Annotated in this window: 9 protein-coding genes; 5 read left to right on the forward strand and 4 right to left on the reverse strand. The window is 69.6% G+C overall.

What is annotated here, in order from left to right; genetic code table 11:
• Positions 1-90: 90 nt before the first annotated feature.
• On the reverse strand, positions 91-3,393 hold the full coding sequence (locus BX283_RS33940) for a S8 family serine peptidase (protein ID WP_101392735.1): 3,303 nt from the start codon (positions 3,391-3,393) through the stop codon (positions 91-93).
• A 485-nt stretch (positions 3,394-3,878) separates the two neighbouring features.
• Here BX283_RS33940 and BX283_RS33945 point away from each other — a divergent pair, with 485 nt between their 5' ends.
• Positions 3,879-4,445, forward strand: a complete 567-nt coding sequence (locus BX283_RS33945; RefSeq protein ID WP_101392736.1) for a HutD family protein — start codon at positions 3,879-3,881, stop codon at positions 4,443-4,445.
• A gap of 7 nt (positions 4,446-4,452) precedes the next feature.
• Here BX283_RS33945 and BX283_RS33950 read toward each other — a convergent pair whose 3' ends face one another.
• Positions 4,453-5,862, reverse strand: a complete 1,410-nt coding sequence (locus BX283_RS33950) for a cytosine permease (protein WP_257584053.1) — start codon at positions 5,860-5,862, stop codon at positions 4,453-4,455.
• A 337-nt stretch (positions 5,863-6,199) separates the two neighbouring features.
• Here BX283_RS33950 and BX283_RS33955 point away from each other — a divergent pair, with 337 nt between their 5' ends.
• The 4 genes from BX283_RS33955 to BX283_RS33970 all read left to right on the forward strand — a co-directional run bounded on the left by BX283_RS33955 (position 6,200) and on the right by BX283_RS33970 (position 9,300).
• Positions 6,200-6,625 carry a WXG100 family type VII secretion target gene (locus tag BX283_RS33955; protein WP_101391240.1) on the forward strand — a complete coding sequence of 142 codons (426 nt, stop codon included), beginning with the start codon at positions 6,200-6,202 and terminating at the stop codon, positions 6,623-6,625.
• A gap of 3 nt (positions 6,626-6,628) precedes the next feature.
• A complete protein-coding gene (locus tag BX283_RS33960; protein ID WP_257584054.1) occupies positions 6,629-8,347 on the forward strand; it encodes an alpha/beta hydrolase family protein in 1,719 nt (572 codons plus the stop codon).
• A gap of 26 nt (positions 8,348-8,373) precedes the next feature.
• Entirely contained in the window at positions 8,374-8,952 is a 579-nt protein-coding gene (locus BX283_RS33965) for a hypothetical protein (RefSeq protein ID WP_257584430.1), read from the forward strand.
• 75 nt (positions 8,953-9,027) lie between these two features.
• Positions 9,028-9,300 (forward strand): helix-turn-helix domain-containing protein, encoded by a 273-nt coding sequence (locus tag BX283_RS33970; protein WP_101392739.1) that lies wholly within the window; start codon positions 9,028-9,030, stop codon positions 9,298-9,300.
• Positions 9,301-9,322: 22 nt separating this feature from the next.
• On the opposite strand, the gene BX283_RS33975 is transcribed toward BX283_RS33970, so the two are convergent.
• Both BX283_RS33975 and BX283_RS33980 read right to left on the reverse strand, forming a co-directional pair.
• Positions 9,323-9,535 carry a hypothetical protein gene (locus BX283_RS33975; protein WP_143676525.1) on the reverse strand — a complete coding sequence of 71 codons (213 nt, stop codon included), beginning with the start codon at positions 9,533-9,535 and terminating at the stop codon, positions 9,323-9,325.
• Positions 9,536-9,609: 74 nt separating this feature from the next.
• Entirely contained in the window at positions 9,610-13,866 is a 4,257-nt protein-coding gene (locus tag BX283_RS33980) for a hypothetical protein (protein ID WP_101391242.1), read from the reverse strand.
• Positions 13,867-14,241 lie beyond the last annotated feature (375 nt).

Genomic DNA, 14,241 nt, shown 5'->3' on the forward strand with positions numbered 1-14,241 from the left:
CGGCCCCTTCGTTGAACGACCGTGCTGGGAGGCGCCCTTGAACGCCTCCCAGCACGCAGTCGTCACGCCCAGCCCGTCACCCGGGCACCATCACTTCCCGTAGTACGCGTGGTGGATCGTCAGTGTCGACTTGTTGCCCTGCTTGTCCGTGACGTCGGCGCGGAACGAGACGGCCCTGTCCTTCGCCGGGTTCTTCACGGAGATCCTGCCGTTCTCGACCTTTACGAGCTGCCAGGTCTTCCCGTCGTCGTAGCTCACGGACACAGCGAGCGACCTGAGGTCCTTCCCGGCCGCCGCGCCCTGCACGGTCACCGGGATCTGGACCGTCCTGCCCGCCGGGGCGCGCGAGGCGAGGTCGACGGGGGCCGTGAAGCGGACCGTGGACACCGGCAGAGCCGTGGTCGCCGCGACCCGCTGGGAGCGGAACGTGAAGCTGGCGTCGATACGAGTGGAGACCGCGGAGACCTTCGCCAAGCGCTCGACGGAGGTCGTCAGCCGGTACTCGGCATCGGCGGAGTCGACCGTGAAGGGCTTCTGGCCGGTCAGAGGGTCGTCGTTCTCGCCCACCTTGACGCCGTCGCGGTAGAGCACCGACGTGGCCGAGGTGTACGCCGAGATGCCCGGGTGCCCCTTGCCGTCGGCGAACAGGGGCACGGCGCCGACGAGCTGCTGCTCACCCGTGGCCGGGTCGGGTGCCGTGCGGAAGACGCCCGCCTTCTCGCCCAGGAGCGGGCCGAACACACCGGTGTTGAACGTCTCCTGATACGTCCTGCCCGCCTCGTAGCGCTTCGGCTCGGACGTCTCGTACGAGCCGTCGAAGGCCGGGTAGCCCCACTTGTCGGGCTCGCCCAACTGGTCGGACTTCGTCTGCCACTTGACGCCGTCGGCAGTGGACACGTAGTAGGTGCGCGTGCCCGGCGTCGGCTGCGGCGCGGAGAAGCCGTTGCCCTCCGGTGCGCCCGGCAGATGGGCGAAGGGGGAGGTGAGTGTGGTCTTCCCGGGCGCGGAGGCACCGACGTCGGCCTTGAGCGTCGCCAGCTCGTTCGCCTTCACGTGCCTGGTGTAGCCGGTCGCGACCTTCTGCGTCTTCCCGCCGAAGGCCACCGAGTACTGGGCGGTGTCGCCCTTGAGGAAGTGCGCGTCCCAGGTCTGCAGGAGCGAGCCGTCGGTGACGGCCGGACCCAGGTGGGCGGTGCGGAAGTCGGTGAAACCTCGCAGCACCCAGCCGTTGCCCACGCGGCCGATGTCGGTCTTCGCGAGCTCGTAGTACGTGCCCCCGAAGTCCGCCTTGTCGAGGCCGGGCACAGTGAGGTCCACCGGCTTGGCGGTGCGCGCGTCGGCGGTGACCGTGGTGTCCGCGAAGACGTCCAGCTTCGGCTGGGCGATCCAGTCGGTGCCCTTGGCGAGGTCCGACGGGTCCTGGTAGACGGCCGCGTTGAACATGTACGAGCCCTTGGGCACGCGGATCTTGTGCGTGCCCGGCTCGTTGTCGACCCGGGCCTGGAAGCCCTTGCCGGGGCCGGAGGTGCCGATCAGGCTGTTGGAGAAGTTCCGGGCGTCGGTGCCGTCGCGGTCGACGGTCCTCAGCGTCACGTCGTAGGACTCCGCCTCACGGACCGCCGCCGCGGCCGTGCGGACGGACTGGCCTCCGCCGGTGGCGGTGACATAGCCCGAGTAGGTGCCGTCGGCGTCACCGAGACGGGTGTCGGCAGTCAGGTCCACTTCGGCCCTGCCGCCCGCGGGCACGGTCACCTTGGTGGCGCCGAGCGCGAAGAACCGGGCAGGGGCGGGCCTGCCCGCCGGGTCCAGCGCGGACACCGCCAGATCGAGGGTGACGTCGCTGGTCCCGAGGTTGCGGTAGCCGACCTTCTTGGTGAGCGGCCGGTCGTCGGTGTGCGGCCACTGCGCGACGCCGAAGCTCAGCGAGACCGGGTCGGCGATCACGCTCTGGGACAGCGCCTTGTCGACCTGCACGCGGCCCGAACCCTGCTGGAAGACGGTGTAGTCGCCGCCCTTGGCGGACGCGGTCAGCGCGCCCTTGAGCTCGGCCGACCTCCAGTCCGGATGCCGCTGCTTCAGGATCGCGGCCGCGCCCGCTACATGCGGGGTGGCCATGGAGGTGCCGTCGATCTGGAGGTAGCCCGGGGCCGGGTGGGGCGTGGCGGGGTCGGTGTCGATCGCACTGCCCGCGGCGGCCGCCGCGGCGATGGCGACGCCGGGCGCGGTGACGTCCGGCTTGACGGCGCCGTCGCCGGTGCGCGGGCCGATGCTGGAGAACGGCGCCAGCCTGTCGTCCCTGTCGACGGCGCCGACGGTCAGCGCGGCGTCCGCACTGCCCGGCGAGCCCAGCGTCGACTCGCCGCCCTCGCCCTCGTTGCCCGCCGCGATCGCGAACAGGATCCCCTTCTCGGCGGACAGCTTGTCGACCATCGCCTCCATCGGGTCCACGCCGGGGGAGTCCGGGCTGCCGAGGCTGAGGTTGACCACGTCCGCGCCCTCGGCGGCGGCCCACTCCATGCCCGCGATGATGCCGGAGTCGTCCCCGCGGCCCCCGTCGTTCAGCACCTTGCCGCTGATGATCTTGGCGCCGGGGGCGACACCCTTGTACTTGCCGCCCGACTTGGCGCCGGTGCCGGCGGCGATCGAGGCGACGTGCGTGCCGTGTCCGACGTGATCCGCGGTGTCGGGCGAGGAGGAGAAGTTCTTCTCCCCGACGACCTGGTCCTTGAGGTCGTCGTGGGTCTTGTCGACGCCGGTGTCGAGGACGGCGATCTTGACGCCCTTGCCGTCGTACCCGGCCTCCCACGCTTTGTCGGCGCCGATCTGCCGGACGCTGCGGTCCAGGCTCGCCGTGCGTACCCCGTCCAGCCACACCTTGTCGATGCCGGAGGCGGTGGCGCGTACGCCGCTCTTCTGCGGGCTGGTCAGCGCCGCCCACACCGTGGCCACGTCGTCCCGCGACGTACGGATGGCGTCGGCGTTGATGGTGGGGAACGTGCGCCGCACCTGGGTGTCACCGGCCGCACGCACGGCGGCCCGCGCGGCACCGGCGCCCCCGGCATACTGCACGATCAGCTTGAGCCCGTCGCGGTGGCTCTCGCGCAGCAGCGGGTCGGTGAGCGCGGTGACGTCGAAGAGCCGCTGGTCCAGCCTGCCCGTGGCGATCAGGCGCTGAGCGTCGCTGGGCACCACCAGCGTGCGGTCCTTGATGCGCTGCACCTGTACGGGTATGCGCTCACGGCCCTTGGCGGGCTCGAAGCCCACCACCTGGCCCTGGGTGCCGACTCTCACGTGGTCGCCCGTGATGAGCTGGATCCGCTGAGTGCCGTTGAGCCGTGGGGTGTCCGGTGTGGTCGTCGTGTTCGCGGCGACGGCAGCCGCGGGGCCGGTCATGCCCGCCACGAGGGCCACCGAAGTGGCCGCCGCGACGGTGAAGGCGCGTGCTCTGTGCCTGTGTGCGCGCAAGTCTCCCCCAGGAGCTTGGGATGAGGTCGGGTGGTCATCTCCGGCCAGGGGCGCAAGGGCGCTCGCCCGGTCGGTCAGCGCAGTATGTGACGTGATCAACGGCGGTACGGGAGTGGGGGATTGAGGTACGTGGGTTCAAGCCATCCCGAAGTCGTCGAGTGCGATGGGGCCGCGACAGTGGTGTGACCGCTGTGTGACGGCCGGGCGATCCTTGTGCGACACCTGCGCACGGCGGCTCCTGCGGATCGCGGTCCAGGACAGGCCCAGCGCGCCTTTCGGGGTCCGGCGCCCCCGCGATCGGTACGTGCCCTTCCACTTGGCCGTATCCGCACCCCGGAGGGAAGCCGTTGCCGTCCGGCCCGTGGCCCTTCGACGCGTACCATCGCCACAAGATCGGGAAGGAGCCCACACTCATGCACCACTTCGATGTGGAGACACTGCCCGCGGGACGGTGGCGCAACGGCGGCGGCGCGACCAGGGAGATCACCTCACGGCCGACGGGCGCCGAGGACTTCGGGTGGCGCGCGAGCGTCGCCGACATCAACCGGGACGGGCCGTTCTCGGCGTTCCCGGGTGTGGACCGGACGCTCACCCTGCTCACCGGAGACGGTGTGCGGCTGATCTGCCCCGGGGAGTTCGACCGGCTGCTGGCGCGTGCGGGGGAGCCGTTCGGGTTCTCGGGCGACCTCGCGCTCGACGCCGAACTGCCGGGCGGCCCCTGCCGGGTGCTCAACCTCATGGTGCGGCGCGGCCGTTGGACGGCGACCGTGGACCGGGTCGGGGGCCCGGTCGCACCCCGCGCGGGGCACGCGGGGGTGCTCTATGTGCTGCGTGGCCGCTGGCAGGCCGACGCACACGGGCCTGTCCTGACGTCGGGTCAGGGTCTGTGGTGGGACGCAGACGAGGCATCGGCCGGAGCGGTCACACCGCTCTCGGCCGACGCCGCCGCCCTGTGGGCGGATGTCATGCCGACGGAGTGACGCGAGGTCAGGCGACTGGCGTCGCCGCCTGTCCGCCGCTCTCGGTGGCGGCCGGATGGATGGTCTCCGAGGGCGGGTTGGCGGTGCGCCGCGCCCACAGCCAGTACAGGGCCGAGGTGATCACCAGGCCCACGATCCACGAGATGTCGGCGCCGTCGAGCTTCTTGGTGATCGCGCCGGTGTACAACTTGGTGGCCAGGAACGGGACCTGCACGGCCACGCCGACGACATAGCAGGTCAGCGCGGTGACGTTCCAGCGCCCGTAGCGGCCGTCCGGGTCGTACAGGGCAGGGATGTCGACGCGTTCGCGGGAGAGCAGGTAGTAGTCGACCAGGTTGATCGCGCTCCACGGCGTGAACACGGTCAGAAGCAGCAGGACGAAGTTCTTGAAGTTGGTCAGGAAGTCGTCGCTGGCGGCGAGCGCGATGACCATCGACACGGCGATGAAGCCGACGATGTAGGCGGCGCGTACGGCGGCCGAGATGCGCGAGCGGCGGTCGAACGCGGTGACGGTGGTCAGGATCGACATGAAACCGCCGTACGCGTTCAGGCAGTTGACGGTCAGCTTCCCGACCACGATCACCAGGTAGATGAGGAACGCCAGGAACGCCGGGCCCGCCAGATCACCGAGGAAACCCACCTGGTCGGGCAGGAACGCCTTGCCCGCGACGGCCGCGGTCAGCGCGCCCAGCGTCATGGCCCACTGGGACCCGATGACGGAGCCGGCGAAGGTGGACCAGAACGTCGCGCGCGTGCTGGTGTCGCGGGGCAGATAGCGCGAGTAGTCGGCGACGTACGGGCCGAAGGTCAGCTGCCATCCGGCCCCGAGACCCACCGCGAGCAGGAAGGTCGCCGCCTCGAAGCCCTTGTTGCCGACGTGCGCGCCGACGTCGTACTGCGTGAACAGCCGCACCAGCAGATAACCGAGGCCGAGCGCGCCGACGACGGTCGCGATGCGGCCCGCGATATGGATGAGGCGGTAGCCGGTGACGGCGACCACGGCGGTCAGCGCCCCGAAGACGAGGATCCCGGCATCCGTGTTGATGTGCAGCATCTCGGACACCGCCTGCCCGGCCAGCACACTGCCGGTCGCGGCGAAGCCGAGGTACATGAGGATCACCAACACCAGGGGCAGCACCGCGCCGTAGACGCCGAACTGCGCGCGGCTGGAGATCATCTGCGGTACGCCGAGCCGCGGCCCCTGCGCGGAGTGCAGCGCCATCACGATCCCGCCGAGCACGTTGCCGATCAGCAGCGCGGGTATCGCCCACAGCGCGTCGGCCCCGAAGACGACCGACAGCGCGCCGTCGACGATCGCGGTGATCTGCATGTTGGCGCCGAACCACAGGGTGAACTGGCTGCGCGGCGTGCCGTGCCGCTCGGTGTCCGGGACGGCTTCGATGGTCCGCCTCTCCATCGCGAGACGGTCCCCGGGGGCGTGTCGAACCGGCATGGTGGTGGCCTCTCCCCGCAGCTGTTCCGGCGTGTTCGGGACGAACTCCGCCGTTGACCCAGGTGGTGCTGCGCCGAATCTGGCATGGGCATGAACAAACATCAAGATCTTGAATGGCAAATTTCACGGTGGGGTGTCGGGCCGATGAGGCGTCCTGGTTCGGGGCGTTGGAACCTCGGGGCCTCTGGGTGCGTCGCCGAGCACATGGATGATCACGATTGAGTACGCGTACTCATGGCTGGCCTGAATTCGCCCTATAGCGTGCCGGAAAGAAGATCAGCAAGGGGGAGGGGCGAGCGTCATGTCCACACCGATCGGTGGTCCCACACGGGGCTTCTGGATCACACCGGGTGAAGTCCAGAAGGCCGGCGACTCGGCCCGCAAGGTGGCCAAGGACATCCCCGACGAGATCAAGACCCTGTACACGCCGACGGACGCGGCGGTGGCGGGTCTCGCCGGATTCGAGACGGCCAAGGCGATCGACGACTGCCTGGAGGCGTGGGCGAAGGCGCTGCGCTCGCTGGCGGGCATGGTCGAGGGGGCGGCGGACGCGGTCGGCTCGTCCAGTACGAGCTTCGTCCGGGAGGACCACGAGCGCGGGAAGTCCTTCCTGGGCTTCGGTCCGTACACCCCGTACGCGCCGGGCGTCACGGCGCCGGGGGCGCACAGCTCGTACACCCCCTACCCGGGAGTGACCCTCCCGCCGCCGTCGAACGGAGGGCACTGACGCATGAGGGTCTCGCAACTCCGGGACGCCAAACCGCTTCTGCTGACGGACGCGGGGGACGCCTGGGACAAGCTGGCGGAGAAGTTCGCCACCCACACCGCCGACTGCGGCAAGTATCTGCACCAGCCCCTCCAGCAGGGCAACTGGGGCGGGATCGCCGCCGAGTCCGCCGCCGACCGGCTCGCCCGGATGCAGCGCGACCTGGTGGTGGCGAAGAAGGAACTCGACGCCGTGGGAACGGTGTTGAGGGCGTGCGGTGAGGAGTTCGCCGCGCAGCAGGGCAAGCTGACGAACGCGATCGCGGACGCCACGGGGGCCGGGTACAGCGTCGCGGACGACGGCAAGGTCACCGCGCCGAGCGTCGACACCGCCGGGATGAAGCCAGGCGACGTGGCGATGATGCAGCGCGACCAGGCCACCCGCGCGCAGGGGTACGCCGACCGCATAGGCGACGCCCTGACGGCGGCGCAGAAGGCCGACAAGGAGTACGCGGCGGCCGTCAAGCTCTTCACCGACGCGGCCAACCGCTGCGCGAAGGGCGACTGGAGCGCGGGTTTCGTGGAGCTGGCGAAGGCGGACGAGCTCAACCGCGAGCTGCTGCACGAGCTCGGCATGCCGGACGCCAAGGGCTCACCCGCCGCCGTACAGCAGTGGTGGGCGCAGCTGTCCCCCAGCCTCCAGGCCGAGCTGATCCAGGACTACCCGCAGCAGATCGGCAACCGCGACGGCATCCCGGCCGCCGACCGCGACAAGGCCAACCGGACGTATCTGCCGATGCTGCTGAACAGCCTGGAGGCGGAGTACGCGGGCGCGGACGGCGACAAGGCGAAGGCCCTCAAGGACAAGATCGATGGGCTTCAGGGCATCAAGAAGCAGCTGGCGGCGGAGGGCGAGCCGCGCCCGTACCTGCTGGGCATCGGCTCGGAGGGCAAGGGCCGGGCCATCGTCGCCTTCGGCAACCCGGACACGTCGAAGAACGTCTCCGCGTACGTACCGGGGCTCAACACCAAGCTGAGCGGCCACTTCGCGGCGTCGGACGTGGACCGGGCCCGGAACGTGGCGACCATGGCGAACAAGATGTACCCCGACACCACGACCTCCTCGATGGTGTGGCTGGGCTACGACTGTCCGCAGCTCGACAGTTTCTCGTGGTCGGCGACGGACGTGATGAGCAAGGACGACGCGAAGGCGGGAGCTCCGGCGTACGACAGGTTCCTGAGCGGCCTCAGAGCCACCCACGAGTCCGGCTCGCCGCATGTGACCGCCATCGGCCACTCGTACGGCTCGCTCACGGTGGGCCAGGCGACACAGCAGCCCGGCGGTATCCCGGCGGACGACGTGGTCCTGGTCGGCAGCCCCGGCGTGGGCGTGAACAAGGCGTCCGACCTGGGGGTGGGGGCGGACCATGTGTACATAGGCGCGGCGGAGAACGACCAGGTCACCTATCTCCCGTCGCCGAACCTCCTGGAGTACGTGGCACCGGGAAGCGAGTACGGCCCGAAGAAGAACTGGTTCGGCACGGACCCCGCGGACAACCACTTCGGCGGCCACCACTTCGCCGTGGCCCCGGGCAAGGACACGGGCCTGACGGGCTTGGCGACGGGTGACCTCCCCGCGCACTCGATCTACTTCGACCCCGACGCGGGCGGCGACTCCCTCCCCAACATCGCGAGCGTGGTGACGGGCCACGGCGACCAGATCAAGACGACGGCACCGCGATGAGGCGGGGGGTGGGTTGCGTGTTCGTGATGACGGTCCTGGCGGCGCTGACGGCGTGCGAGCCGGACGGAGCCGGGCAGGCGAAGAGCGACCAGTCGGTACGACAGACGCAGAAGGCATCGACGATGGACATGCAGCAGGCGGGCGAGGGCTCGGAGAAGATCCTGGACGACACACTGGCGGCGATCCGGCCGCCGGTGAAGTGGGCGTACGGCGCCCCCATGCGGGAGGCGTGCAGCACCGACCTCAACGAGCCGACGGGCAGGACGACGGTCACCCGCAGCCGCAACCTCCTGACGGTGGTAGCCCCCCACCGCCGCGGCAGCCTCCTGGGCGTGGTCCAGCGCCACTGGGAGCAGCAGGGCTTCAAGGTCACGAGCGTGCGCAACGACGAGTCGATGCCCTGGCTCCGCGCCACCCGCCCGGACGGTTTCAGCGTGTCGCTGCAGGTGGGAAGCGTGGGGAACGTGTTCATCAGCGCGAGCTTCGGCTGCGCGCGGGACTCGGCGATGACGTATCCGGCTGGTACGCCGGGGCAGCCCGGGGGCCCTCGGGCGGAGCAACTCCGGCCTACGGAACGGTCGGAGTTCTGGTCGGCGGAGGGGTGAGGGGATCGGGGCTACAGCGGTTGCACCCCCGTTGACCAGGAAAAACCACACGGACGGCCCCGCTGCCACGCCGACCTGGCCCGCCCCGAGTCGGACCACCGCACCGTCGAGGCCATAGCCGCCCGCTGGGGTTTCGCCAGCGCCACCGCTTTCGGCCGTGCGTTCCGGAACACGTACGGGATCACCCCCGGCGAACACCGCGCAGCCGCCCGGTCCTTCAGTACGGCACCAACTGTCCAGCAGCCCCGCACGTCTGAAGTCGACCGCGACCGACCGGGCCGGGAACGAAGAGGCGGCCCCAAGCGGCACCCGCATCACCGCGATCCGGCTGCCCCTCCCACCAGGTAGGAGTGCGCGGACGTCTGCCCGGTCATGTGACGGCTCTCGCCGCATCGATCATCGCGCCGGTCGTCAGCAGGACGACCGGGAGGACGATCAGCAGGAAGGCCATGGCCCAGCCCGTCCGTGCCGTGGTCCTGCTCGCGATCCTCCGGCACAGCAGGGTCACCGGCACGAGGTAGAGGATCGCGGCGAAGAAGGCGACGTACAGGATGCCCATGAGGAGTTCTCCGATGGTGTGCACGAGGAGAAAAAGGGGGGTGGCCTGTAACGGCCGCCCCCCTCTCCTCGCATTACATCACGCGATGGCCGACACGGTCACCGGGTGAGAGGGGCAGTGAACTCGTTGGCCGGGTCGTCGCAGTGGACCACCTTGTTCGGCCGGTTTCCCGGGCCGTCACCGATGATCGGTGCCGGGGCGTCGACCCCCCACGGGTTGCCGCCACTGCCACGGGTGGCCGCCGAGCAGGTTGCATAGGCGTTGCCGTTGGGAGCGGTGGCGGGGAAGTTGGAGAAGTTCCTCCAGTCTCCGCCGTTGATCCGGTGGTTCGACGGGCGGCCGAGGTTGTCGGTCAGCTGGTCGTCGACGTACAGGTACAGGTCGGGCATGTAGGACTGGAAGACGATGCCGTTGGACGGAGTGGCGTCGCTGTTCCTCTGCAGGTGCATCGGCTTCACGGACCCGTCGGCGCAGAAGGCCGCAGCGATGTCCTGCCAGATCGGAGGCGCATTGCCGATCATGGAGCCGCCCATGTTGTTGTTCCAGGACCCGGAGTTCTTGAAGAACATCGCGTAGACGTCTCCGGCGAACCGCTTCACCGCGTGGTTGGCCTTCAGGCTCGCGTTGACCTTGTCCACCCACGCCTTGACGTTGTCGTTGATCGACTTGTGGCCGATCATGGCGCGGTAGCCGTGCACACCGCCGCCGACGGCACGGAAGTCGACGCACTGCTTGGCGTCGTCGATGCGTGCCCCGCGGAAGTGCGGGAAGTATGCCTGGCCCGGAGTGTCCCCGTCCGTGTAGGGGTGGGAGGTGTGGACGTTGCCGTATTCCAGCGCGTCCTGGGTGGTGTAGTCGATGTCCGGCGCCGGAATCCCGTAGTCCGCCTCGATCGTCTTCATGATCTTGGTCACGAAGTGGGGCAGATGGGCGTTGCCGACGCGGGCCCGGTAGTTCGACCCGGCACTGCCGTCAACGATCTTCCCGTCCTCGCCGACCACGAACGTCACGTTCACATCAGACTTGATCTTGTAGCTGTTCGGGTCCCGGTACGCCTCGGAGGCGGGCTTGGACACGTCCGGACGCAGGTTGGACATGGCCATCCATACGGGAATCGACATCGCGGGGGCGGAGCCGTCTGCGCGCGGAGCCGACCCGCCCGCCCTGATGTCCTTGGCCCACTGATCGGCCGCGTCCCACGTCTGCTGCCCCGTGCACTCGCCCACGGCCTGGGCCGTCGGGCAGCGCGCCTCGGAGGACAGACCGCGGGCGTCGGCTCCCTCCGGGTTGTTCCACAGCGGCCCCTTGTCGGCCAGGCCCAGCCCCCAGTCGTAGAGGGCCTTCATGGACCGCACGGGCGAGTTGATCTCCGTCGACACCGGCCAGTTGGAGTTCAGCTCCTGGTTCGGGTCGAAGATCGCGGCCGCTGTCAGGGAGCGTTGGACGAACCTGCCCTTGATCGGCTTGAAGGCGACGGAGTTCCAGGCGATGTCGCGGTCGGCGGTGGCCCCCTTCGAGTAGTTCGTCAGTGTCACCTTCGGCGTGGAGGTGAACTTGTACGCGCCCAGCGGCACCCACTGGCCGTTGTTCGCGTCCTGGTCGACGTACCGCTCGTACGGGCCGCCGACAGCGCCGCTGATGACGTACTTCGCGTCCTTGGTCTGCGCTCCGGTGTCGGGGATGTAGGCGTAGACGGCTGCGAGGTCGTACGTCTTGCCCGCCGTCCACTCGCCTCCGATCGTCATCCGGTTGCCGTCGCCGCCGAGGTGGTTCTCGTCACGGGTGTGGGTGTACCAGAAGTGGCCGCCGTGGCCGCCGCCGATCGCATGCAGATCGGCCTTCGCCTCGTAGTGCTGGTCCCAGTCGGGATGGAAGGTGAACTGGAACGTGCCCGTCGACGCCGCCGCCCCGCAAGCCGACCACGTCGGTGTGCCGGTGGGGATGGAGGTGACGACGTCGGAGCCCGCCGGGGTGCCGGCGCACACCGGAGTGCCGTTCTTCAGCCGGTAGCCCCGGCCGGGCTCGGCGCGCAGGGTCTGGTACTTGATGTTCTCGTGCCCGCACGTCTGGTCACAGTCGGGCTTCCACGTCGCGTTCTCCTGGTTCCACCAGAACTGCCGGTAGCAGGCCTCGTCCGGGCAGTCGACCGGGCTGGCGGGGTTGCAGTTGTTCTTCGTATTGCAGAAGGTGCTGATCGGCGGGCTGACGCGGGAGCGGTCGGGGACGGTGGTCCACCAGGCGGGGTTGAAGCCGGCGGAGTTGAACCCCGATTCGCCCTTCCAGTCCTGGCGGCCGTCGGTGCCGTAGGAGAAGCCGGTGTCGATGGACCAGGCGGACCAGCCCATCACCTTCATCTCGTACGGCCAGTACTGCGGGGTAGCCGCGTCACGGATGTTGTTCGAGTTGAGGCTCACATCCATGAACGGGTGGTCCCAGGCGCCCTTCTTGTACATGGGGTTGGCGGGGTTGTTGTACCAGCCCAGGCCCCAGCTGCCGCCGTTCTGGCCGGCCGCCGATTTGGGGTTGAAGCCGAGGTTGTAGTTCCAGGCCGCCGTGAACCAGTTCTCCACGCGGGAGGGATCGTCGTTGTTGACGGTGATCTTCTGCCCGTCGGCGTGCACCTCGTTCCACTTGTCGGTGAGGATCTTCATGGAGGCGGCGATGTTGGTGGCGTAGTCGACGGCGATCGCCTTCTGCAGCGCCGGCTCAAGGCTCGTTTCGCCGGTCTTCTCGTGCCCCTTCAGACGCATGCCGTCGGTGACCTGGCCGACGCCGTAACCGCAGTCGGACTTGTCCCAGTTGATGCGCCAGTAGCCGAGCAGGGTGTCCTTCGTGCTGTGGCCGTAGTAGCCGTCCACGGCTGCCAGCGGGCTGCCCATCTGGCCGGGGACCGCGCCGGACTCGGCCTGCCACAGGTTGGACTCCTGCGCCAGGATGCCGAGCAGCACGTTGGCGGGGATCCGGCCGCCTCCCTTCAGCTCCGGGCGGGGGAACAGGCCCTGCGGGTCGATCGAAAGGAGCCCGGCCTGGCCGCGGTAGTCGCCCTGACGGATCCAATTGCTGCGCAGCTCGCCGCGTACGGCCATGTCCACCGCCCACTCGACCTGGTTGGACGTCGGCTGCAGCGCCTGCACGCTCATGTCGTTACGGGAGACGGAGCACCAGCGGTCGGTGTCACGGGGGTCGTGGGAGTCGGGCGCGGCCGCGGCCGCACGGGGCAGCGTACGCGGCTTGGCGTCGCCGGTCAGTGCAGGGGACAGGCCCTCGACGGGGCTCTGCCGCGCCGGTGCGACCCGCTGCTGGACCTCCTTGCCCGTCGCCGTGACGGTCGACGTGACCGTGATCGTGGTGTCGTCGTCCGACGTCTCGGGGGCCGTCCCGGAGCGGGCACGCACACCCGCCTCGGGCTCGGCCGGCCTGTCGAAGTCCTTCCCGGCCGCCCTGATCCGGGTCAGTCCGGCGCGGACACCGGGCGTGAGTACGGGAGCGACGGCGAGGCGACCGTGGGAGGAGACGTCGGTGTCGGCCGGCGCGTCGAGCCGGGTGACTCCGCTCCCCTCCACCTTGACGTTCTGGGGACGGCCGGTGAGGAAGACACGGCCCTGCGCGCCGGACACCAGCTCCAGGTCGCCCAGGGGCCCGGTGGCGACCGTGAGCGGCTCACCGCTGCCGCCGTACACCTTGGCCTGTGCCGTCTTCGTGTCCTTGCGGTCCACGAAGCCGATCCGGTCCCCTGCCATGGGGCGGATGTCGAAGGGGATGCTGTCGCCCCTGGCGAGTCGGCGGATCTTCCCCTTGCCGTCGATCCGGACGAGATCGCGGCCCAGACCGGCGACGACACCGCCCTTCACCGGCGCCGCCGACGACACCTGCCCGCGCAGCTCACCCGTCTTCACGACGGTGGTGCCGGCCGTGTCCACGGTGATCACCTGCGTCTTCACCTGCGCCACGTCGTTCATGTCGCGGTACTGGGTGAAGGCGGCCGTGTGCGTGGTGGTGTTACAGGTGGGGTCGAAGTAGGCGAGCGTGGCGGTGAACGGCAGCTTCGTCACCTCACCCGTCCTGGTGTTCACGATCGCCGTGAACGCGCCGCCCTGCATGAGGTCGGGCTTGTTCGTGAACGCGCGCGGGGCATACACAGCGGCGACATGGGAGTCGTCCATGACGCACTGGTTGCCGATCCACGAGTCGGCGGGCACTCCCGGCTCCGCCAGCGCGGCGACCGTCTTCCACTCGTACGCCTTCGCCTCGTCGGCGACAAGTATCTTGAAGGCCCTGGCGTCGGCCGCGCCGGTCACAGCGCGGTCCTCGGAGGTCTTCCAGCCCTTGCCCAGTGTCTCGTCCGGACTGTCCACACGCCCGGCGGCGGCGGGTGGCGGGGCATCCCCGGTGGAGGGGGTTGGCGCGGCGGCCGCAGGGGCGGCTTGGAGCAGGCCCCCGGTCAAGGCCGCACAGGCGGCCACCGCGGCTACCGGTATGCATGCCCGTCGGATGGATCTCAAGAGAGAACTCCCCCGTGTCTCGTCGGTGAGGGGCTGTGCCCGCTCGGGCGCAGCCGAGTTCACCCGACCGGTGGGACCAAGCCCCTCACGGGGCTGCCCCCGCCGGTGCGGGCGTCTACTGAGTGGGTCCGCACACCTGGTGCGGCCAACAGATCTGCGATGAATGGATCGCCCGCATACCTGAGGGCGCCCACCGATGTACGTGGTCTCGGCGGAGCTGGAAACCCC

Source organism: Streptomyces sp. TLI_146, assembly GCF_002846415.1.
Lineage (GTDB): Bacteria > Actinomycetota > Actinomycetes > Streptomycetales > Streptomycetaceae > Streptomyces.